The organism is Paenibacillus sp. J31P190 (assembly GCF_059692075.1).
This window is the reverse complement of record NZ_JCAUAS010000009.1, coordinates 53,460-77,021: the sequence shown is the minus strand read 5'-3', so window position 1 is coordinate 77,021 and position 23,562 is coordinate 53,460. Positions and strand designations below refer to the sequence as shown.

20 protein-coding genes are annotated in these 23,562 nt (G+C 45.8%); 2 read left to right on the top strand and 18 right to left on the bottom strand.

Annotated elements, in window-relative coordinates; translation table 11 throughout:
• Positions 1–17: 17 nt before the first annotated feature.
• The 8 genes from addB to AC58U0_RS17410 all read right to left on the bottom strand — a co-directional run bounded on the left by addB (position 18) and on the right by AC58U0_RS17410 (position 10,875).
• Positions 18–3,548: a helicase-exonuclease AddAB subunit AddB gene (gene addB, locus AC58U0_RS17445; protein ID WP_497380259.1), complete on the bottom strand. Its 3,531-nt coding sequence runs from the start codon at positions 3,546–3,548 to the stop codon at positions 18–20.
• Between the two features lie 195 nt (positions 3,549–3,743).
• Complete coding sequence (locus tag AC58U0_RS17440; protein WP_497380258.1) at positions 3,744–4,226, bottom strand: SRPBCC family protein; 483 nt, start codon at positions 4,224–4,226, stop codon at positions 3,744–3,746.
• Between the two features lie 5 nt (positions 4,227–4,231).
• Positions 4,232–4,555: an ArsR/SmtB family transcription factor gene (locus AC58U0_RS17435; protein WP_497380257.1), complete on the bottom strand. Its 324-nt coding sequence runs from the start codon at positions 4,553–4,555 to the stop codon at positions 4,232–4,234.
• A gap of 187 nt (positions 4,556–4,742) precedes the next feature.
• Entirely contained in the window at positions 4,743–5,858 is a 1,116-nt protein-coding gene (locus tag AC58U0_RS17430; protein ID WP_497380256.1) for a citrate/2-methylcitrate synthase, read from the bottom strand.
• 166 nt (positions 5,859–6,024) lie between these two features.
• Positions 6,025–6,792: a glucose 1-dehydrogenase gene (locus AC58U0_RS17425; protein ID WP_497380255.1), complete on the bottom strand. Its 768-nt coding sequence runs from the start codon at positions 6,790–6,792 to the stop codon at positions 6,025–6,027.
• A gap of 116 nt (positions 6,793–6,908) precedes the next feature.
• The gene (locus tag AC58U0_RS17420) at positions 6,909–7,892 is read right to left on the bottom strand and encodes an aldo/keto reductase (RefSeq protein ID WP_497380254.1); all 984 of its coding nucleotides are present in this window, start codon (positions 7,890–7,892) and stop codon (positions 6,909–6,911) included.
• 53 nt (positions 7,893–7,945) lie between these two features.
• The gene (locus AC58U0_RS17415; protein ID WP_497380253.1) at positions 7,946–8,833 is read right to left on the bottom strand and encodes a TolB family protein; all 888 of its coding nucleotides are present in this window, start codon (positions 8,831–8,833) and stop codon (positions 7,946–7,948) included.
• 671 nt (positions 8,834–9,504) lie between these two features.
• On the bottom strand, positions 9,505–10,875 hold the full coding sequence (locus AC58U0_RS17410) for a class I SAM-dependent rRNA methyltransferase (protein WP_497380252.1): 1,371 nt from the start codon (positions 10,873–10,875) through the stop codon (positions 9,505–9,507).
• A gap of 126 nt (positions 10,876–11,001) precedes the next feature.
• Here AC58U0_RS17410 and AC58U0_RS17405 point away from each other — a divergent pair, with 126 nt between their 5' ends.
• A complete protein-coding gene (locus tag AC58U0_RS17405; RefSeq protein WP_497380251.1) occupies positions 11,002–12,033 on the top strand; it encodes a Na/Pi cotransporter family protein in 1,032 nt (343 codons plus the stop codon).
• Here AC58U0_RS17405 and deoC read toward each other — a convergent pair.
• The 5 genes from deoC to prmA all read right to left on the bottom strand — a co-directional run bounded on the left by deoC (position 11,996) and on the right by prmA (position 16,690).
• Positions 11,996–12,679, bottom strand: coding sequence for a deoxyribose-phosphate aldolase (deoC, locus tag AC58U0_RS17400; RefSeq protein ID WP_497380250.1), 684 nt, complete (start codon positions 12,677–12,679; stop codon positions 11,996–11,998). The genes AC58U0_RS17405 and deoC overlap by 38 nt on opposite strands.
• A gap of 132 nt (positions 12,680–12,811) precedes the next feature.
• Complete coding sequence (gene mtaB / locus AC58U0_RS17395) at positions 12,812–14,152, bottom strand: tRNA (N(6)-L-threonylcarbamoyladenosine(37)-C(2))-methylthiotransferase MtaB (RefSeq protein WP_497380249.1); 1,341 nt, start codon at positions 14,150–14,152, stop codon at positions 12,812–12,814.
• 5 nt (positions 14,153–14,157) lie between these two features.
• On the bottom strand, positions 14,158–14,925 hold the full coding sequence (locus AC58U0_RS17390) for a 16S rRNA (uracil(1498)-N(3))-methyltransferase (RefSeq protein WP_497380248.1): 768 nt from the start codon (positions 14,923–14,925) through the stop codon (positions 14,158–14,160).
• A gap of 108 nt (positions 14,926–15,033) precedes the next feature.
• Entirely contained in the window at positions 15,034–15,705 is a 672-nt protein-coding gene (locus AC58U0_RS17385; RefSeq protein WP_497380246.1) for a site-2 protease family protein, read from the bottom strand.
• A gap of 10 nt (positions 15,706–15,715) precedes the next feature.
• Positions 15,716–16,690, bottom strand: a complete 975-nt coding sequence (prmA, locus tag AC58U0_RS17380) for a 50S ribosomal protein L11 methyltransferase (protein WP_497380245.1) — start codon at positions 16,688–16,690, stop codon at positions 15,716–15,718.
• Between the two features lie 237 nt (positions 16,691–16,927).
• Between prmA and AC58U0_RS17375 the strand changes: the two genes are divergently transcribed.
• Positions 16,928–17,734 carry a glycerophosphodiester phosphodiesterase gene (locus AC58U0_RS17375; RefSeq protein WP_497380244.1) on the top strand — a complete coding sequence of 269 codons (807 nt, stop codon included), beginning with the start codon at positions 16,928–16,930 and terminating at the stop codon, positions 17,732–17,734.
• A gap of 69 nt (positions 17,735–17,803) precedes the next feature.
• Here AC58U0_RS17375 and AC58U0_RS17370 read toward each other — a convergent pair whose 3' ends face one another.
• From AC58U0_RS17370 to dnaJ, 5 genes are all read right to left on the bottom strand, one after another.
• The gene (locus AC58U0_RS17370; RefSeq protein WP_497380243.1) at positions 17,804–18,175 is read right to left on the bottom strand and encodes a hypothetical protein; all 372 of its coding nucleotides are present in this window, start codon (positions 18,173–18,175) and stop codon (positions 17,804–17,806) included.
• Positions 18,175–18,330, bottom strand: coding sequence for a YfhD family protein (locus tag AC58U0_RS17365; RefSeq protein ID WP_497380242.1), 156 nt, complete (start codon positions 18,328–18,330; stop codon positions 18,175–18,177). The genes AC58U0_RS17370 and AC58U0_RS17365 overlap by 1 nt, the downstream gene beginning before the upstream one ends.
• A gap of 86 nt (positions 18,331–18,416) precedes the next feature.
• Complete coding sequence (locus AC58U0_RS17360; protein ID WP_497380241.1) at positions 18,417–19,832, bottom strand: multicopper oxidase domain-containing protein; 1,416 nt, start codon at positions 19,830–19,832, stop codon at positions 18,417–18,419.
• A gap of 80 nt (positions 19,833–19,912) precedes the next feature.
• Positions 19,913–22,063 carry an alkaline phosphatase PhoX gene (locus tag AC58U0_RS17355; RefSeq protein ID WP_497380240.1) on the bottom strand — a complete coding sequence of 717 codons (2,151 nt, stop codon included), beginning with the start codon at positions 22,061–22,063 and terminating at the stop codon, positions 19,913–19,915.
• A 237-nt stretch (positions 22,064–22,300) separates the two neighbouring features.
• On the bottom strand, positions 22,301–23,416 hold the full coding sequence (dnaJ, locus tag AC58U0_RS17350) for a molecular chaperone DnaJ (RefSeq protein WP_261305688.1): 1,116 nt from the start codon (positions 23,414–23,416) through the stop codon (positions 22,301–22,303).
• Positions 23,417–23,562 lie beyond the last annotated feature (146 nt).

Genomic DNA, 23,562 nt, shown 5'->3' with positions numbered 1-23,562 from the left:
TACGCTCCTTTCTGCCTTTAGGATTGGCTCACATTTTGCTCCAGATCGGACCAAAGCTGATCTTTGCCCCGTTGTTTGAGCTGATGAACCTCATTGCCTTCAAATAACGGATCAAATTGACAAATCGATTTATACGAACAATGCAGACAGGCAGTTTTTTTACCCAAACGGTACGGAGCAATATCTACATGTCCATCCGTGATACCCGTTCCGATCTGTTTGACCTGTTTTCGCACATATTTACGAAGTGTATCCCACTGTTCATCCGTTGCTACTGAAGAGGTTGAATAGAAGGTTCCGTCCTTCTTCAAGGCAACGGGGATAAGCTGGGAGTGACCGGCACTCTTCACCAGCTCATCGTCCATCATACCCGCTACTTCCGCATCAGCTGTGATTAGGCCTTTCATTTTATACCGTTTGCGCAGCTCTTTCTCCACTTCAGAGGGATCGAGGGCATTTTTTTGTTGAAGCATTGGATTGTGCACATGGAAATAAAGCACGCCTGCCGGCCTTGCTGCAATGCCCAGCCACTGCTCCGCATGCGTAATAATGACATCCAAATACGTCAGCATCTGCAGGGAAAGACCATAATACACCTCAGATAACTGTAAGGAGGTTTGACTCGATTTATAGTCAATAACGCGCAAAAGAACGCCTTGCTCGCCATCCGCTCGATCCACTCGGTCAATCCGACCGATAATTTCCATGGTGCAGCCATTATCCAACTCGAAGGTCAGTGACGGCAATTCTTTGCCAGGTCCAAAATCAATCTCCAGCCCCAGCGGCTGGAACTGTCCATGCTTGGCATGCTCACCGAGCACAACTGCTGCTCTGCCTACAACTTGCTTCAGTTTTCTTGCTATGTAAGCATAACGGCTTGAACTTAACAGAATTTCTCCCTGGAGCCTTGGCGCGAGCTCGTCCACGACCTGAGCGGAACGCTCCATGCATTGCTCAGCTGTAAGCGAGCCCCAGTCGAGCTGATCCTGCTGGAGCTTTTGGACAAACTGATTTAGCGCTGCGTGAAACAATTGCCCAATGTCCGGAGCATCTAGTCGGTAAACCCGTCTTTCCTGCAGTCTTAAGCCATGGGACACGAAATGAGAGAAAGGACAAGCCACATACTTCTCCATTCTCGATACACTTGCACGTAAATTTTGCCCATATAGAAGCTTGCTTGTCTTCAAACTGAGGCCATTCTCTTTATTCGTATATTGCAGCGCCTGAACTAATGATTGCAGCTTCAGCTGCCATGCAGGCTGCTCGGCATACCAATTGTACGTTTCCCACCAAAACTCAGCCATTCGTCCACCTAGCATCCAATGCTTCATGCGGACAGCTAAATAGGAGATAGCTTGAATAGGGTGTGAAATATAAGCCGCCTGTTCGCCTTCTGGCGATTCAGCTGCTGGTTCAGCAAGTAAAAGAGGGGCTTCTGTCCCCGGAAAAAGCTGACGCATCTGCTTGATTAGCTCCGAAGGCAGAAGGGATTTCCCTTCCTCATCGGCAAGCGGATAGCTCATCCAAAGTCTTTTACCAGGCACGGTTAACGATGTATACACAATAAACTGCTCGTCCAGCAGCTTGCGGCGACTTCCATCGGCCATTGGCAAGCCTGACTCTGTCAGTACACTTCTTTCCGCTTCCGTAAGGACGCCTTTTTCATCCATTTGAGCAGGGATAACCCCATCGTTGACGCCCAAAATGTAAGCATATCGAATCCCGCTGGAACGTGTCCGATCCATGCTTCCGATCAATAACTGATCCATCGAAGGCGGGACTAAGCCTAGCTTCATACTCTCCATACCGGTCTCAATAAGCCCATTAAAAAGCTCCAGACTTAAGGAGTCTTCACCCATCGTCTCCACCAATTGATCGAGCATATCCATGACGCTATCCCACATTTGACCATGCTCTCGCGCTTTTTCTGGCTTCCCATCTTGGATCGCTTGCTCACTCCATGCCTCTAATTTCTCAGGAGCCTGAACAGTGACCAGAAGCTCATATAGCGCTTCAACCTGATCTTTAACGGAGCTTGCTTGCTGTAAACGTTTCGAAAAGGCAAGGAGCGGTCTTACTACCCACGCTTTGCTCGTATTTAAGGACTGCAGCTCTGCTGTTTGCTCCTGTACACCATCGTCCGCTTGCTCCAAATTAGCTCGGAATTTAAAGGTCCATGGCTTGCCGTCCGTCCATCTGTACCCTTGAATGCCGAAGGCAAGCACATAATTTTCTAATTTATCCAGCTCCGTCCGCTGGGAAGCCGCTTCGATCGGCAGCAGCAGATCCGTTTTGACACACCGAAATACGGCATCGTAATGCCAATTGTGCTGCACAACCTCCAAGGCTGAGCGAATGAATTCAACGAGTGGATGATGAAGGACTGACCGCTTTTGGTCAAAAAAGTGAGGAATGTCATAATCGGTCAAAACTGCTTTTAACAAATCCTGATAGCCATCCATGTTCCGTACCATGACCGCAATTTCCCGCCATCGAACTCCTTGTTCACGAACCAGCAGCAGCATATCCCGCACGGCACCCTCAACCTCAGCACGGCGATGGACAGCCTCCCTAATAACAAGCTGGTCGCTTAATTTCTCGTTTGGTGCAGACTTATATTGCCCAGCACCGCCGCCTATACGTCGATCAAACTTCCGCTCTAAATAGCCTAGAGCCGGACTATCTTCATAGCGCGGCGAAGTTTCAGGAGCCAAGAGATGAACGTCAGCTGCCGGTAAACCAAGCTTCCATATGAGATCTTGCATCCGTACCATCGTCGTCGCTGTCGGGTGAAACAAATCCAGCTCATCGGGCGTATCTCCGGCCTGCAGCTCACGATCAAGACAAAGTGTAACGGTCACCTGTTTGCACGCAGCGAATAGCGCGCCAAGCACCGCAAACTCTTGCGGCGTAAAGCCGTGAAAACCATCGATCCATACCGATGCCGACCGCAAATAAGCGGAATTCGGTATTTGCTCTGCCAGCAGCGTTAAATAATCCTCGCCGTCCAAATATTGACGGGAAAGCTCAGATTCAAATTGCCGATAGACCAGCCCTATGTCATGCATTTTATCGCGCAGCAAACCACTCTCTCCGAGCGTAACTACACGTCTATTCTCATGTTCTTCCAGCTGCTTAGCGGTTACACAATACCGTTTCATTTCGGTGAAAAGCTGATTCAGCCTGTCGACGAACCCCATTTGCTCCGCCGAATGACCAAATAGGTGAAGCTTGTCTTTATATTTATGTAAAATGCTGGTTAACAGCAATTTCTTGCCTGTATCATCAATGGGCAGCCTCGCTGTGCCGCCTTCTTCTTGCATGACACGCCATGCCAAACGGTGAAAACTTAACACCTGAGCGCGGATCATGCCACGTATGCTAGGATCAGAAACAAGCGCATGCTCCGCCTGAAATGTTGCTTGCTCAGGTACGAGCAAAATAAGCGGATGACCTTCCGGCTCTGCCGCCAAATGCTGCTTCATCTCTGTGAGGCAGCGTTCGCTTTTGCCACTTCCAGCTCTGCCGATTAGGAATCGAATAGACATATACAGGGCCTCCTTAGTGCTTTCCTTGGAAAACTTGCTTCGTAAGCATATACTTTGTTCTCATATCTCTCCTATTCTATCATACTTTTGGTAGAAAAGAGGTGTGGGAGATGATGGGCTTTCGCTAGAACAAATAAGCTGTTCCCTCGCCATTAGGAACGAGAGATCAGCTTATATGTAACAGATGGTTTTTTTCTAAACAATACTGCTGACTGCTATTTTGTACTTTTCATACCACTGTTCCCATTCGCCTTTTGGAAAGTCCATGAAGTGTCCATCCAATAAAGCGTGCATCATATCTAGGCAAATGTGCCATCCCGATAAATCTTTGGGTGTATGATCGGTTATTGCGCTAATAAACTCATTTAATACGAGTAGACAGCCTTCCGGCTTTGGGTACAATTCGAAGCGAACTCGATCCTTACCCCACTCGAATTCCAGCACGGAGTATGGCTTGAAATCTGTAATTTTCATATTGATAAATGTCCCAGATTTGTCCTTCATATCAAATTTGATATTTCCCCCAATGCGAAGATCCTCAACTTGGAGATTAGACATCCATCTGGCAAGCTTATCATTCTCCGTTAAAGCAGCCCAAACTTTTTCAACGGAATGTTTGAGTGGACGATCGAAGCGAGCGATATAGCCACCTTCAACTTTTTGTATGGAAGCTAACATATTCTTTAATCCTCCTCATCTAAAAACTGTTCAAGCGCATCCAGCCTGTTCGACCAAACTTGACGATAAGGCTCTAGCCAATTATCAATTTCTACTAACGGTTCTGCACGTAAATGGTAAATATGCTTCTGTGAATCCTTGCTAATCGTTACTAAGCCTGCTTCCCGCAATATGCGAAGATGCTTGGATACGCCTGGTTGACTCAATTGAGAACGTTCGACTAGTTCGCCAACAGATCTAGGACGAGTTCTTAGAAGGTCAATGATGTTTCTTCGGTTTGATTCAGCTATTATCTCGAAAAGGTTTATGGCTTTATTCTGATTTCGCATGATAATAACCGTCCTGTTTTTATTGTATAACCACACGGTTATATTACCATGCAGTTATATAAATCTCAATTCTTAAACACAAAAAAGGCTGAATATTAAGAAATAGAGCATTGACGTTCTGCTAAATAATGAAACCCACATTGGGGCACAAAAAAAGCAAGGCTTAGTTGCCTCACTTAATTCGATATTATGGCTGTTGCAAGGCAGCAGGCATCTCGCCGATATAAACCGATTGCGGACGAAAAATGCGATTACAGCTTGCCTGTTCTAACAAATGAGCCGTCCATCCGACCATACGGCTAGCTGTAAAGCTAGGAGTAAATAAAGATTTCGGCAAAGCGATAGCCCGCATAACAGCTGCTGCATAAAACTCTACATTCACATACAATTTCCGTCCAGGTTTATAGACAGCCAACAAATCAACGGCCAACTTTTCAACGTGAATAGCAAGTTCGAACCATGGATCCTCTGAAGCTAATTCCGTCATGATTTGCCTTAGCGCTTCCGCTCGAGGATCGCTCGTTTTATATATTCGATGTCCAAAACCCATCAGTCGATTACCTGTTTCCAGCTGTTCAGTCAACCAGGATTCCGCACGATCTTTGGTTCCTATTTCATCCAGCATATGAAGGACTTCAGATGGTGCTCCGCCATGAAGCGGCCCTTTCATCGCGCCAATCGATGCGCAGAGAGCTGAAGCAATATCAGATTGTGTAGACAGCACTACACGTCCTGCAAACGTAGAAGCATTCATTCCATGTTCCATAGCTAATATGAAATAAGCCGTTAACACTTTAACATGTACAGGCTGCGGTACTGTGCCAGTTAGCATGTACAAATAATTGGCTACGTGATCCAGCTCTGGATTAGGTTCAATGGGCTGAAGTCCCAATGACTGTCGATATTTATAAGCAATAATGGTTGGCAGCAAAGCTGTGTAAGCCAAGACTGATTCATATTGGGGAGGCCAAGCAGCTTCCTTTACGGACTCTGTTCCTAGAAACGAGATCGCTGTACGCAGCACACTCATCAGATCACTTTCCAGTGGCAGCAAATTTAAAGCCGCTTTCAATGTTTCGGGCAAATGCCGATGCGCCGACCATTGGGCTCTGAAATGGACAAGTACCTCCTCTGTAGGCAGCTCACCATGCCAGAGTAAATAAGCCACTTCTTCGAAACTCTTATCCAAGGCTAACTTCTTAGCCTCATAGCCGCGATATACAAGATATCCTTTCTCCCCATCCACCAAGGATAATTCTGTTTCTGCTGCAATAATGCCTTCTAAACCAGTTACGGATGCCATACTGTCATCTTCCTTTCGATGAGAAGTGAAATTGTTCTTCTCTCATCTTAGTCGGTAATGACAATTTCATCCAATCGGATATTTCTTTCATCTCGATAAATAAAATTCAATAAAATAAATGTATCGATCATATAATTTTATCGATATGTCTTCATTTATGATACCGCTATTCTTCTTCGTAAATCATTTTAACGGTCATTCCACCGTCAATAATTAGATTCTGACCGGTGATGAATCCAGCCTTTTCATTGGATACATACAGACAAGCAGCCGCGATATCCTCCGGTTTCCCCACCCGGCCTACTGGGTGCTGCTTTCGATCTGTTTCCGAATGGACAACGATTTCCTTCCGAGAAGAGAGCTGCCATTCTCTTACTTCGATCCAGCCTGGAGATATCGAATTCACACGTATTCCATAGCCTCCTAAACTGACGGCCATTGCATGTGTTAGTGCTGCAATACCGCCTTTGGAAGCGGAATATGCCTCTGTATTGGGTTCTGACATGAACGCCCTCGTAGATGCTATGTTAATGATTGAACCACCCTTACCGTTCTGCTTCATGATTCTGGCGGCGGCTTGCGAACAGAGAAATGCCCCTCCCAAATTAACGGAGATCACTCGTTGAAACTGCTGTATCGTGAGCTCTAAGACATCAGCATTGTGCATAATCGCTGCATTATTAACCAGAACATCGAGACCACCCAAATCATTAGCTGTAAGATCAATCCAGTGTTGTACTTCTTCTTCCTCCGATACGTCCAATTTCATAAACATCGCATCATCCGTGTATGGACGCAGGAGCTCAATCGTTTCCAAGCCAGCATCCTTATCGACATCCGCAATTGAGATACCATATCCTTCCTGAGCGAAAGCCATGGCAATTGCGCGTCCTATGCCTTGGCCTCCTCCAGTAATTGCTGCAATTTTCCTCATTGAGTACCTCCCCTCTAGTAGGTTATTAAGCCTTTTTCCATGACTTTACCATGCCCAAAAAATCGGATAGCAATATTACCTTGCCAATCTTTTTAGGACTGAGACCTCGTGATCCCTCAGTAAGGCCCCCGAATATGATCTTTCACCTTATCTTGATAAAAGCTATGGATACGTTCAAGTTCCTCTGGCGTGAACGAAGGAACATGAACCGTACCGAGGTTATCCTCTACCTGACGTTCATTTTTAAACCCTGGAATTACGCAAGTAATGTCCGGATTGTCCAGAATCCAGCGCATAGATGCTCGGGCCATATTTTCACGGCCTTCCGCAATCCAAGCTAGCTCTCTCGCCAGCTCAACTCCTTTATTGAATGGCAGTCCTGCAAACGTTTCACCTACGTTGAACTGCGCACCGTCTGCATTAAAGCTCCGATGGTCGTCTGCAGTAAATGTGCTGGTTTCTGTAAATTTTCCGGTCAGTAGTCCGCTTGCTAGCGGTAATCTTACGAGAATCCCTACACCAGCAGCTTTCGCTTGTGGAAATAATTCTTCGGCAGGTTTTTGGCGGAACAAGTTATAAATGACTTGAAGCGCCTTCACGCCAGGAATCCCGATAGAGAATAAGCCTTCCTCAACCGTCTCTACGCTCACCCCGTAATGGCGGATTTTGCCTTCCGTTTTTAGCTTGTCCAGTACTTCGAACACATGTCCATCCTTCAAAATAGAAAGTGGCGGACAGTGAATTTGATACAGATCGATTCTTTCACGTTTCAATCTTTTCAAGCTGCTCTCACAATAGTGACGCACCGATTCCTCGGAATACGTACTAAGATCGTGAATATCGCCGGCGCGGCAAAACTTCGTAGCAACATAAATGTCATCTTCTTTTCCTTTGGTGGCTTTAGCTAAAAGTTCTTCCGCATGGCCAGAGCCATAAACATCGGCCGTATCAAAAAAGTTTACCCCCGCATCCATTGCGTGATGTAGACCTTTCAGCGCCTCATCATCATTTGAATATCCCCATCCACCCCCAATTCCCCATGTACCGAAGCTAACTTCACTAACTTGAAGCTCTGTATCTCCCAGTTGACGATATCTCATACGCCTCTCCTCCTTCATGTTATTACAATTTGTGTGATGATTATTCAACATATCTAATCTGTTTCCTTTGGCTGATAGCTAACAAAAGCCAGATGCCTGCTGTCGGGCGACCAAGAATTGACGTTGATTGTACCCTGGCCTCCGAAAAGCTTAACCAGCGTACGAAATTCTCCACCAGCACTAGACATCAGTCGAAGTTCTACATGCTTATTCGCTGGATGGTCTCCAGGGGCGACATCATCCTTGTAGTAGGAAATATAGGCTACGGATTCTCCATTGGGAGAGATATGCGGGAACCAACTGTTGCTTTCATCAAATGTCATTTGTGTCTGTTCACTGCCGTCAGCATTCATTCGCCATACCTGCATAAGGCCAGTACGGACTGAGTTGAACCAAATGTGCATGCCATCCGGCGAGTATTCGGGCCCGTCGTCAAGACCAGGAGAATCAGTCAGCTGCGCTTCAACACCGCCGGTAACAGGAATGGTATAAATATCATACTGGCCGTTCCGTTCGGCACAATAAGCTAAAGTGCTGCCGTCTGGTGACCAGCCATGCAAATAGCTGGGTGCCATTGGTGTGATGAGGACCGGATTGCCGCCCTTTAAGGGCAAAACATAAATGCGCGAGTGACCGTCCTCCTGAGTATGATGACTTACCGCAATGTGAGTATTGTCAGGTGACAGCACATGGTCGTTGTTACATTGCGTGGCATATCCCGTATCGATAATCGTACTTTCTAGCGTGGCAATGTCGAAGGAATAGAGGCGACCTAGGCTGTTATAAATGAGCCGCTTACCGTCAGCCGTCCAGTTAGGCGCTTCGATTAGGTCATCGAATTGGGCCAATACCTTTCGTTCGCCAGTCTGAATATCCACGGTTTCGAGGGTACTAATCACATTTCGACCTAAGATTTTGTTAGGTTGCTTTAAAGTATTCATTTGTTGTTTACTCCTTTGCCATTTCATTGTTTGAAGTGGGATTTTACTCTGAGGAGATCATAAATTTCATTGGGTATGTATGTATTCAAGTGTTTCTTCTCTATTACCTTCTTTCCATCCTTTACAAATTTGGTTAGAGACAAAAAGACCTTAACCTGAAAAGGTTAGGCACTTTTGCTGCAATGATGTATTTCATCGTTAGATTCATGTTGAGGTAGCATTGCGATTGCTGGAACGATGTTTTACATCGTTAGGAGAGCCATTGGAGGTATAACGGCTCATAAAACATTGCTGGAACGATGTTTTACATCGTTGCAAGGGGGCTGAATCATCGTTTTAATGCTGTAACGATACTTTTCATCATTGCGTTACAGGTCGGTAAACTTTGCGTGTACGGCCTATCTCTCAGACATCTTCGACTACATTTAGGAAAGCCACCATTTAACAAAGGGGCTGTCCAAAAAGTCATATTTGGGAAAACCAGCTCCCAATAGAATCATGAATTTCAAAGCCTGAGCGTAGATTCCATTGAAAAAATTTAATGGAAGAATGAATTTCGTTCTGCATACCGATTCGAATGTCCCAAGAGGTAATACGGCTTAAGGGGCTGTCCCCAAGTAGATTTCTACTTTTGGGACAGCCCCTTACAAAGTCCAATCTATTCGAATTTCCTACTTGCTCTGTACCTCAAAGATGGCAAACTTCAAGTAATGTCCCTCGTCTACACCGAGGATGCGAGGATGGTCCATGCCCGCTTCGCGGAACTCGATTAAACGCAGAATTTTCCCTGCATCTGTCGCCGCCGCGTGAATAGTCTCTAGGAATAACTCAGGGTGCATGTGATACGAACAACTCGCTGTTACCAAGTATCCGCCTTCGTTCACTAGCTTCATACCGTGCAAGTTAATATCTTTGTAGCCGCGGCAGGCGCCTTCCACGGCGCTCTTTGTTTTTGCGAAAGCAGGAGGATCAAGAATGACCACATCCCAAGTCCGTCCACCCTCTGCAACCGGCTTCGATGTATCCACTTTAGCTTTACCGCTGCCAGCATTGGCACGAACCTTGCGCTCATCCAAGCCTTTGACTTGTGTACGCAAGTATTCGAAAGCATCTGCGACCACAAACTCTACGCGTTCTTCAAAACCGTTCAAAGCAACGTTCGTCCGCGCGCTTTCAATCGCATGCTCCGAAATATCGAGGCAGGTTACTTTTTTTGCACCAAATTTACAGGCATTTAGTGTAAAGCTGCCTGTATGCGAGAAACATTCCAACACCGACGCGCCATCCCAATATGGAAAGGAAACGACTTTGCCATTCGCATTCACTGGGAGTGTTTGGCTCACGCCATCCTCCTCAACCTCTTTCAGTTCAATTCCGCTTCGATGGCCCCACCCTGTCATTAGTGGAGCGATGGCTGCGCGATTCTCTCTTTGGTCAAAGAAGTAACCGGTTTTCTGACCTTCTTCAATATCAACGCGAATGCGCAGGCCATTTTCCAAAATATCAACATGCTTGGGACACTCGCCATACAGTAAGCCCTTGGTCTGTTTCAACCCTTCCAGCTCACGTATCGAAACATCACTGCGTTCAAATATGCCTGTTGGCTTCACAACCTGAACCAAAGCGGCAACAATTTGCTCTCTGCAGCGATCCATCCCCATGGTAAGAAGCTGCACAACCAGCGTATCTTCAAATTTATCCACTATGAGACCCGGCAAAAAGTCGGCTTCACCATAAACCAAGCGATAAGATTGCGCATCTTTCACAAAGCGCTTGCGATGCTGTAAACAGCGCGTAAACCGCTCAACAAAAAATTCCGTTGTCATCGCTTCAAGCGGTTTATAAGATACGATCCGGACCGTAATTTGGGAAGCCTCGTTGTAATAACCCGTTGCTAGGTATTGGCCGAGATGCGTTTGAACAGGAACTAGCTGTCCTGGTTCGATCTCACCATCTACACGATCGATTTCACTTTTGTATACCCATGGGTGTCCTTGCTCCAAACGAGGTTTACGTTTCTTATGTAAAAATACTGCTGCCATTATGCTTTTAGCCGTCCTTTTTTGTGAAACCGTTCACTCTCATCAGCTTGCTTGTCATGCTTGTCTGTACGGTCACATATATTGGTTGAAAAATGATTAGCAAGCTCGCGAAGGAGATCTGCTGCAATGATAACTACCATCGTACTGCCTGTATTAACAGGCTTAGCTCTATTTCTGTTCGGTATGAAACTGATGGAAACCGCGCTTCAGCGGTGGGCAGGCCCCCGCCTCCAGCTGTGGCTGGAGCGGTTTACCCGCACGCCGGTACGCGGCCTCGCCACCGGTACTGTACTCACGGCGGCGCTCCAAAGCAGCACCGCCATTACCGTAATCGCCATCGGCCTCGTCGGCGCTGGCGTACTAACCTTCCCGAGAACGCTAGGCGTCATTCTCGGCACGAACATCGGCACGTGCCTCACCACCGAGCTAATCGGGCTCAGCCTCGGGGGCATCGGCGTGCCGATGCTGCTCGCGAGCGCCGCCGTCTGGCTGGCGAGCTGGTTTGCCGGGCCGCTGCCGCAGGGCGGGGCCCCTGCTGCTACCGCCGCGCATTCGCAGGCGTCGACAACCGGCTCGCCAGCCACCATCGGCGGGCGCAGCTGGCTGCGCAGCGTCCGCTACGGGTCGCTTGCGGTCAGCGGCTTCTCTCTCGTGCTGCTCGGCATCGAGATCATGCAAACCATCGGGCCGGCGCTGCAGTCCCGAGGTCTCTTCGCCTGGTTCGTGCTCCAGGCGCAGCATAGTCTGCTGTGGGGCGTTATCGCCGGTGCCGCGGTCACCGCGCTTGTCCACAGCAGTGCAGCTGTCATAGCGATGGCGATGGGCCTCGCAGCCGTTCAAGGCATTCCCGTCGAGCTGGGCGTAGCGATAACGATCGGTGCCAATGTTGGCACCTGTGTGACCGCACTGATCGCCGGGATGAGCAGTTCCCGCGCCGGGCGTTACGTCGCCTGGTCGCATATCCTCCTCAACGTAGGAGGCGCAGTCCTATTCTATCCCTTCATTCACCAGCTCGTGAGCCTTTCAGCTCTTCTTGCGAACGATGCTTCCGAGCAAATCGCCCGTTCCCAAACGATATTCAATATCGTTTGTTCCTTGCTCGCCTTGCCTCTATGCTATCTTAATATGTGGAAGCGTCTTGAGTTCCGCTCACAATAGCAACACCTGAACTTGTCCCTAATCTTGTTGCCCCTGCTTCAATCATGGCAATCGCAGTTTGCAAGTCTCTAACACCGCCCGATGCTTTCACACCAATCGTATCGGATACGTTTTGGCGCATTAAACGTACGTCTTCCACCGTCGCCCCGCCAGGACCAAAGCCTGTAGATGTTTTAACAAAATGAGCGCCTGCTTCTTCGGAAAGTCGGCAAGCTGCTGCTTTTTGCTCATCATTTAGGAAACCCGTTTCCATAATTACTTTAACGATCGCTTTGCCTTTTACAGCGTCCACAACTTGTTTAATGTCCGAACGAACAGCGTCATACTGCCCTTCAAGCAATAAACCGATCGGCAGTACTGTATCAATTTCAGCAGCCCCATTCTCTACAGCCTTAGCCGCTTCAAAAGCTTTCACTTCGCTCAAGCTGGCGCCAAGCGGGAAGCCAACAACTGCAGCAACCTTTACACCTGTTCCTTCTAGTGCTTTACTTGCTATTCCAACAAACTGAGAGTTTACACAAACACTAAAAAACTGGTGCTGCGCAGCTTCCTCACACAATTTGTGGATCGCGGATGTGCTCGCATCTTGTTTTAATAACGTATGGTCAATGTATTTAGCAATTTCCTTAGCGCTCAAAGTAGTCATTTGATGCACCTCATCTTTTTATTTTTGTAACCTTTCCCTATTTAAACCCTTTAATGAGAAAACCTCTAGCATAGTCATTCAAGATGAGCGACTACGTATAGAGGCAGGTTTTATAGCCTTAAGAGAAACGCATTACAAATTCACGACTTTAGCCGCTTCTAAAACGCGTACCAACTGTCCCTTGCTTTCATTAACACCGGCTTCCGTTACCTTAACGCGGCAAACTTGGCCAATCATGTCTTCGGAGCCTTGGAACACAAGCTGCACATAATTATCGGAATAACCCATGTACAATCCGCTGTCAGGAGCGCCTTTGTAAGCACGTTCCGGAATGACTTCAAGCACTTCACCTACAAATTTGTGCGCATAAGCAAGCTGCATTTTCTCGGAAAGATCGATGAGCTCGTGTACGCGGGCATTTTTGATTTCTTCATCCACTTGATCTTCCATTCTCGCAGCAGGAGTACCTGTCCGTTTGGAGTAAGGGAATACGTGCATCTCAGAGAACTTCATTTGCTCCATAAATTTGTAGCCGTCACGGAACATTTCCTCGGTTTCACCTGGGAAACCAACAATGACATCCGTCGTAATCGCGACATCTGGCATGATTTCATGAAGACGTTCGATTTTACGAGCGAATTCCGCTGTTGTATATTTTCTGCGCATCCGTGCGAGAACTTGATCATCGCCAGCTTGCAGCGGGATATGCAGATGACGGCACATTTTGTCCGAGGACTTCAGAACTTCAATGACTTCATCTGTAATTTGGCTTGCTTCGATCGAGGAGATACGAATTCGTTTCAGTCCTTCTACCTTGTCCAAATCCCAAAGCAGCTTCGCTAAGCTGTAGTCCTCAATATCTTCACCATATCCACCAGTGTGAATACCCGTCAATACGATTTCTTGATAACCTGCAGCCACAAGCTGCTCAGCTTGTGCTATAACGCTTTGCGGTTCACGGCTGCGCATCAAACCGCGTGACCACGGAATAATGCAGAAGGTGCAGAAGTTATTGCAGCCTTCTTGAATTTTAAGAAAAGCTCTTGTCCGATCGGCAAAATCAGGCACATCAAGTTCCTCGAACTGACGTGTTTTCATTATGTTGCGCACGGCATTGATCGGCTGACGATCCTGCTCAAATTGTTTCACAAGCGGAATAATTTTCTCCCGATCCTGTGTCCCGATCACCATATCCACGCCTGGAATCGCCATAATTTCTGCGGGTGACGTCTGCGCGTAACAACCAGTTACAGCAACAATTGCTTCAGGATTACGACGAATCGCACGACGAATCATTTGACGGCTCTTCTTATCCCCTGTATTCGTAACGGTACATGTATTAATAACATACACATCTGCCGTATTCTCGAAATCAACCTGCTCGTAACCCTCATTTTTGAATAGCTGCCAAATGGCCTCTGTATCATAGAAATTTACTTTACAACCTAGTGTATGAAACGCTACCGTTGCCATAACGCTTATCCTCCCATCTCTCCGGTTTCATAGAAAAGACACGTAAGACCTACCATTGCGGCAGTCTCCGTGCGTAAAATGCGTGCGCCCAGCGATACGGAAGCGAAGCCAGCCTCTTCAGCCTGCTTAATTTCCTGTTCCGTAAAACCACCTTCAGGGCCTACCGCAATCAGCACTTGTTTCCCTGGTCCCAACTTACCGGCAGCTTGTGCTGCCTGAATAGCAGGCTTTATTTGCTGACCGTCTTCCTTCTCATAGCAAATCCAAGCGACATCCGCTTCCTTCGCACGCTGCAGCAGCTGCTTCCAAGAATAAACGGAATCTACATGCGGCACACGATTTCGGTGAGCTTGCTCCGCCGCTTCCTTGGCAATCTTCTGCCAACGCTCGGTTCGTTTTGCTTCTTTCTTTGCATCGTACTGCACAATCGTGCGCTCTGATAAAAAAGGAAGAAACCGGGCTGCCCCGATCTCGGTCCCTTTTTGAATAATGAGTTCCATCTTATCGCCTTTGGGCAAGCTCTGTGCAATCCACACCTGAACAGCCGCTTCAGCATCCATAGGCAGCTCTTCCACGATTTCCGCGGTCGCTTGCCCTTTATCCAGTTCCGAAATTCGAGCTAGCACTTCACGGTCTACGCCATTACTGCAAATAATCTGGTCTCCAATATCTGCTCGCATGACTCGAATCAGATGATGTGCGTCGTCTCCCTCAATGGTGACTGTATGTGTAGCTTCGTGAAACTGTCCAGGCGGGAGAAAATAACGCTGCATAGTCAAAGCCTCTCTATCTTCGTTCATTTCGTTATTGAAGTGAAACTTCCACTCACCATCATACCTTTTTTGGTCGCGGAAATCTACAATGGGTTGAATTTGGAATGCTTACATCCCCAAAATCCAAGCAATCGGCGTTGAGAAAATACGGATGATGTCATTCCCCAAACTTAAGTAAGGATCTAAAGTCACTTGTCGTAAAGGTCTTACAAATACAACTAACAAGAAAATGACCGATGCCCATTGTTCAAACTTCTGAAGCGACTCCGTGTATCTCAGATCCACTAAATCTTGAATAATTCGATAACCATCTAATGGCGGAATCGGGATTAAATTGAATAGGAATAAGGTTAGATTCGTATTGATCATTAATTTCAAGAAGATAAGGATCGCGCTTGCGCTTCCCTTAGACATACCTTCTAACCAACCGTATTTCTGGAATAAAGCAAATATAAATAAACTGATAAAGGCAAGAATCAAGTTGCTTAGCGGCCCTGCTGCGGTCACAATGATCCCCATCAAGCGTGGGCTTTTAAAATTCCCGCGGTTCACAGGAACAGGCTTCGCCCAACCAAAGCCAGCAATCAGCAGCATAATCGTACCGAACAGATCAAGGTGAACCATTGGATTTAAAGAAACTCTGCCAAACTGATAAGCCGTAGAATCTCCTAATTTATAGGCGCTATACGCATGAGCAAATTCATGAATGGTAAAAGAAAGAACGAGGACTAGAATAACAAACGGCAATGTACTCCAGTCATAAAACAGTAATCCTCCCATGTTTGGACACCTACAGCTTTCTAGCTACAATCACAACCCAATTCGAATCATAGTTTTTCTCTACGATCGTAAATTTGGCTGCAATTAGTGCTTTTTCGACATCAGCTTCTTTGTTTGTAATAATCCCTGAGGTGATATAGTAACCACCCTGCTGCAAGACTTCATACACATCATCTACGAACATTACAATGACTTCAGCCAAAATATTTGCAACGACTAGCTGTACAGGAATCGAAACACCCAACTGCGCAGCGCCTTCAGTCTCGCTCTCTTTCAATACTCCCAGTAAATCACTAAGTTTGACAGTAATCTTATCTTCGAGCTGATTTTGTTTTGTATTATCAAGCGCACTTGTCACAGCTACGGGATCCAAGTCAACGGCTAGCACATGTTTCGCGCCAAGCTTTGCAGCAGCGATGGATAGAATACCGGAACCCGTTCCAACATCAATGACATCGTCCCCAGGCTGGAGCACCTTCTCCAGAGTTTTCAAACAAAGAGACGTTGTCGCATGCGTACCTGTACCAAAAGCCATCCCCGGATCAAGCTCCAAGATCAATTCATCAGGCGAAGCCGTATACTCTTCCCATGTTGGTTTAATCGTCAAACGGTCAGACACACGAATAGGTTTGAAATATTGCTTCCAAGCATGCGCCCAATCCTCATCGTCTACTTCTACTAATTCAAATGTTGGATTTCCAGTATCGATATCGAATTCTTTAAGCTGCTCAACAGATTCCTTCAGGTTAGCCATAATGGGCTCCATATCAGTGCCATGATAGAAGTAACCTTTAATGACGGCTCTTCCCTCTGGGATATCGTTAAAAGGAGTTTCGTACAATTGACCAAACGAGGTATCTCTCTCTTTGTTTAAGGTCCCTGATTCTTCAATGGAAACGCCCCCGGCGCCCAGTTCATGAACAAAGTTCGTAATCATTTCTATTGCTTCTTCTGTCGTATGTACAGTTAATTCCTGCCAAAGCATCGGTATTGCTCCTCCTGTCGGTTATCACTTACAAATAAACCAAGCCTCAATCGGCTGTTTGGGCTATTTTCACATTGATTATTGTACTACACTTCGCTTCTTGGGTAAAATGGCGCCTAACATGTAAGCGCTCTAAAATGTTTTATTTCCTAACAACTTCCTAATACCTTCATGATAAATTGAAAAAGTAGACAGCATCAAGTCAGCCATAATTCATACGTAGAACGGAGTTTTCCTATGCTCAAAACACTTTTTTTCTTACTTGTTTTCCTATCGATTGAGTTGGTAGCCCCATTCACAACAACACCTCTGCTTGCGGATAACTATAGCCAAGTTACGGCACATCGCGGCAGTTCCGCTGTCACGCCCGAGAATACGCTCCGTTCCTTTCGTCAAGCCATCATCGATCGAGCAGGCATTGCTGAGCTAGATGTCCAAGAGACAGCCGACGGAGTCGTCATGGTTATGCACGATGACAATGCTCTCCGTACAACGGGAATTAATAAAAACATGTGGGAAGTCACCTCGTCGATGCTAATAGAGGCAAGCGCAGGCAGTTGGTTTAGCCCGGAATTCCAGAATGAGCGCGTGCCAACACTGGATGAAGTCATAGGATTAGCCAAAGGCCATTTAAAGCTAAATATAGAAATGAAAAATAACGGCCACGGCAAGCAGCTCGCAGAAAAAACAGTCGATCTAATTCAATCACACGGTTTTGAGAAGGAATGCACGGTGACTTCATTTGATGAGAAGCTGCTTCATACCGTGAAAAAGCTTAATCCCCAGATCAAGACTGGCCTTATCGTGGGGCAAAAAACGGAAACCATTGAAACCATCATGGAGAATTCTGATTTCGATGTTATTTCTGCAGCCTATCCCCTCGTAACTGAATCATTCATGAATCTTGCCGAGACACATCAGAAGGAAGTCTATGTATGGACGGTCAATCAACCGACGATCATGAAGCAGATGCTTGCACTCGGTGTCTCCAGCATTATAACGGATCATCCGGACCAACTTGTTGAAATCATGAGTGGGCCATAAGCACTTTCCTATATAAAAAAAGCATCTGTACATAAAGGCATTAGCCTTTTGATCAGATGCTTTTTATGCTTACATAGTTCCGCCAGCGCTTTGAATGACACGTACAGCCTGCTCATATACAGCATCATCGATGACGGCAGCTAGTATAATGTCAATTCCAGTTACACCGCCACCTCCACCGTCACTTAAACCGCTTGCCGCTGGATCTGCTGCAATCAAAATCCCTTCATCCGGTGTAGACACATGTGCCGCCTGGGTTAACGAAGCCAAGCTTCCAAAATCTCCTGCATAAGGATTCATCACGGATTGCAGCCCGCTGCCTGCATATCTGCCGAATCGATCTACCTGAACATCTATAGCACGCAGTGCTTTCAGCTTGGAAGCTGCTCCCTCTGCTTGCTCCGGTGAATGAAAATAGGCGAGAATATTTTTCTCCACCATTACTGTTCTTCCTGTCTGTAATCCGCCGATTGCGCTCTCTCCGCCGCTTCGAAATCATCGGCATCAGCTACTTCAGCTGCAAACTCAACATCCTCATTTTTGACAATAGGAAGCTGGTTGGCATCTTGCTTCTTCCGCTTGTTGTTCTCGCTCATGTCTGAACCTCCCTGAATCGGTATAAGTAAAAACCAATTTTATTATCCCAAAGAGATTCATTTTTATACAAAGAAAGACTTAACTGTTACTCCGTCACTTTCAAAATTGTAATTAAACCACCCATTTCACCATTCGCCATCTCACTGGCATTCATCGTGTGGTCCAAAATATGGCAATGGAACATCCAACTGCCTATTGTATCGGCCGTCAATGCGATATCATAGGTCTCACCAGGACCAATAAGCACCGTATTCATCGTTTGCGGCTCCTTAACAGGATGACCATCCTTGGCAATCACTTTAAAATCCATGCCATGAAGATGCATCGTATGGACCTCCATGGTATCAATATTTGCCATACGGATACGGACCGTTTCTCCCTTTTTCACCACAATTGGCGGTGTATCGGGATAACTTCGACCATTAATCGTGTAATAGTCCTGATCTTCCTCATCCGAAGTATTCACATGGAAGCCGCTAATCATCATCATATAATCATGGTCGTATTTGGTTTCCGATGAGCTAATCTTAGGGTCAATAATAAATGCGCCATAAAGACCGTTCCCTATCTGTTTCATATCATCATAGTGGGAATGGTACATGAAAGTACCTGGATGACTTGCAATGAACTCATATGTATAGTTACTTCCTACTTGTACGGTATCCTGCGTTAAGCCTGGAACACCATCCATCCCATTTGGCAGATGTAGACCATGCCAGTGTATAGCCGTCGGTTCAGGTAGTTTGTTGTCCAGCTTAATCCGAACACGATCACCTTCTGTAACACGTATTACGGGACCAGGTGCTTGTCCATTAAACATCCATGCGTTCGTGACAACCCCTTTGACTGGCGACCAAGGACCGATTTCAGCCGTCAAATGAAATTCCTTCGCACCGTCTGCTGCAATTACGGGTACCATACCAACCCCATGAAAAGCGTTATCTACTTGTTCTTGTTCTTTTTCAAACTGTGACGTCGCAGAAGAAACGATCTGCACCTTATTAAGCGCCTTATTCCATTTAACTTGAACATGGAAGGCTTTCTCAATGGTATCGACTGAAACAAGCAGCGAGCCATTCATTCGGATTGGATCGATGTCAGCCTGATATAGTATTCCATCCAATACGATTGGCGTTGGCTGCATCATCATATTGCCCATTTCACCCATAGATTGATGTTCTTGATGAGACGAGTGGTCCATGTGATTCGAACTATTTTCAGGATAAAATGCGCTATTGATTAGTACGGCTTGATGCTCGGCATCCCATCGAACTTCAGACCCCAGAATTTCTCCAATGCTGCGCAGCGGAAGCATCAATTCGGACATATCACTGCTGACCATTGCGCTTCCTTCCACCATCCTGCCATCAACCATTACTTGTAGAGAACCTTCTCCCTCTTCCTCGCCCATAGCTCCGCCATGCGCAGAAGAAAGTATCGGGGAGACCTGCACCATCAATGCAAGTAGAGCAGCTATTAGACCAGTTTTTTTCATTGACATGATTGAATTTTCCTCCTAATAAAATGAAGAGACCATGGGTGCGAAGTACACCGCAATGATCTCTTCCAAATTTGTTAAAATTAACGACTCAGGAAACTGTTGAGAACAGATGTAGACATCATCGTTTTTTCGTTCTCAATACGAGATGCGTAAGGCAATTCAACGGATTGACCATCTACTATAGCTGAAGTATCATTAATTTTCACAATCAGAGAATGACTGCCTTTGGTAACTGTTACGCTTCGATCCGTCTCATTCCATTTTACCGTAGCGCCCTTAGCCTCAGCCATATCACGGAGAGCAGATAGAGATTTATCCGTAGACATCCACTCCAGCATTTGACCTGAAGTCGGGATTCCACTAATGTAGCCTACGCTGCCAGCACGCTTATTGTCATAAGTTTTATTAATAACTGCATCAACTTGACCTTTCAGCGGTTCCGGCAAAATCATTTCATCTCCGGGATGCTGCATATTGCTCATAACGTAGCTGAAGCCATTCAAGTTATCTACTACTTGCAGCCCTGTAGCTTCTCCACCAGCTGGGATGGAAAGAATACGAGATAGCTTTTTCGTATCTACGTTATAAGCCCAAGTGAAGTTATTCGAGTGCATGCCGCTGTCTTCGCCAATAAACAAAGTTCTTAGCTCTTCGGAGTAGGACAGGTTGTCTGGGTTTGCAACAAGATCCTCAGCTGCCGTATTGCCTTTGCTATCGGCTTTGGCCAAGTCTTGACCAACAATTAGACCCTTCATCATAGAAGGAACGTATTCACTGTTTATTGGCTGCTTGCTGCGATCGATTTGTCCACCTTTCATATCAAGCTCATAAGTTACGCCTGCTTTGATCTTTTTGACTTGGATATCGTCTGTAGGATCAGCAGCTTTCGTATCTTTTTCCATGGATTTCTCTACATAGGACATCGCTACATAAACCTTATTATCCTTGGCGTTTACTGCAACGCCTTCCATTTTGTTGAATTCAGCTGTTGCTCCAACAACTGCTCCATAACGGCGAGACTCAAGGAAAGCAGCTGCCTTCTCCATACCTGGCTTCACTTTCAGCCACTCCACTTTACCGCTTGGATACGATTTGATTTTTGTAAATCCTGCTGTATCTTTGTCAGCCGTTTCGAAAATATCGCTAAATTTCAAACCTTTATCTACATAACTTTTAACTTCAGCATCTGTTGCATGACCGAGCGGAATCCATTGAAGATTAGCAGATCCACCATTCTCATCACTCGTTTGGATCCATTTAGCCGCATACAGTGTTCCAGCTGAAAGATCTTTAGCTTTATCTGCAACATAAAGGAACAACATTGTATTTCCACCATCATCCCCGAAGAAGACAGTTTTCATGTCAGGTGCAACACGGCCGAGCTCGTGCGAGAAACGCCCCATACTATAATGCTTTACTACCGTAGTTGTATTATCAGCCAGAACAGTTACTTCAGGAATATAACCATTCGCATAGGGATTTCCTACTTTTTTATCATCTTGAGAGAACGCTCTAGCAAATGAATTTACGTAAGTTTGTGTAGGATCCGCTTCAAAAGCACGTGCATCAGCTTCATATTCTTCACTACTTAAGTGTGTATTCCACGGTGTTAAGGAACCGTTACAAGGAATCCATAATCCGTCTACGCCACTAAAATCCACTTTTTTCAAATCTGTAGCCGCGAGTTCACCCGTTATTTTATTTTGATCTAGCGTAGTTAGTGACATCGAAGCAGGAACCATACCATAAGCTGATTTTCCCGCATTATTTAAGGTTATATATTCATAGTGAGTAATTAAAGAGAGTGGATTGCCGCCTTTCGCCGTCGCCTTAGCGCCATCTACTTTAAATAAAGAGTTGGAATCCGGTGCATCGGAGACAAACGGAGTTGGGCTGTTAGGCACACTCGTGTCCATAATCGGTTTACCATTCTTATCTTGAGATACGCCAGCAATTGTGCCATTAATGGATTCATCTGTTTTAAACAGTGTTTTATACGTTAAAGGGAAGGATTTTACCGAACCATCGGTATATGTAACGTGAACAGAAGCACCAGAATACATTTTCGCCATATCTTGCGGAGTAGTAGGTGCAGCCATTCCAACGAAATCAACTGATTTCACTTTGACATCATTAGCTGCGTAAGCCATATTCGGAAGTACACTAGGAGCCAAAAGAGCAAGTCCTAAAACTGGCATTAACATTTTGCGGGTTTTTAATTGATTTTTCAATGTAATCTACCTCTCCCTATTAAAATCTATCAAAATAACTCTATTCATTAAAAGTTTACAAGTCTTTTGTAAAGGGACTATTGGATAAATTAACGTTTTGTGTAAAACTAATATGAATTTTTTGTAAAGATTCTTCTAGCGAAACAAAAAAACACTCCGTTTCATAGAGCTAGACTAAAAATCAAACTTTAGTCTATATCTAAAAACGAAGTGTTATTATTCCATTTATAACTCTCTTTAATCGCCTAAGAAGGCTCTTTTCATACGCTCGAAAATGGACTGATTCTGTTCGTGCGTATTCTCGCCGCTTTGTTTACCGAATTGACGGAGCAAATCTTTTTGTTCTTCGCTCAGGTTTGTTGGCGTCATCACGATCACTTTCACATGCTGATCCCCTTGACCGAATCCGCGAAGGTGAGGAACTCCTTTACCTTTTAAGCGGAAATACGTATCGGTCTGCGTACCTGCAGGAATTTTGAGCTTAACCTTCTCAGTAAGCGTCGGAATCTCGATCTCATCACCTAACGCTGCCTGCATGAAGGTTAATGGAACTTCACAGTAAACGTCATTGCCTTCACGTTCAAAGAATTCGTGTGTTTTCACACGAATAACGACGTAAAGGTCGCCCGCAGGGCCTCCGCGAGTTCCGCCTTCACCTTCGCCGGATACACGCAATTGTGCGCCATCATCAACACCAGCAGGAATCTTGATGTGGATGGTACGCTGTTTTTTCACCTTGCCAGCGCCATGACACGTTCCGCATTTTTCTTTGATGATTTTCCCTTGACCATTACAAACCGTACATACACGACGGTTAACAATACGGCCAAACGCTGTATTCTGTACGACTTCCTGCTGCCCGCTGCCTTGACAACCGCCGCAAGTTTCCGGCTTCGTACCTGGCTTAGCTCCGGATCCGTTACACGTATCACAATTTTCAGTTCGAGGAATATGGATATCGGTTTCTTTCCCGAAAATCGCTTCTTTGAACTCAATCGTCATTGTGTATTGCAAATCGTTCCCGCGCTGCGGAGCATTCGGGTTACGACGATTTCCACCGCCGCCACCGCCAAAGAACATATCAAAAATATCCCCAAAGCCGCCGCTGAAGTCTTGGCCGCCCATACCTTGGTTAGGATCTACATGACCAAAGCGATCATATTGGGCTTTTTTCTGATCATCGCTCAAAACATCATAAGCGTCTTTCGCTTCTTTGAATTTATCTTCCGCATCTGCGGCTTTGTTCACGTCAGGGTGATACTGACGAGCCATTTTACGGTAAGCCTTCTTAATTTCATCTTGCGATGCATCTTTGCCTAGCCCAAGCACCTCATAATAATCACGTTTACTCATTGTTCCACTCCCATGTTCAAGACTACAAACGGAAAGTCAAAGCCACGGAGTACCTCCGGGTGGCTTTGACTCATACGTTTTCATTCAAATAAGTGTTTAAAAAATGGCTTTCAAAGTCAACTTTTTAAACTTCATCTCAATAGGAT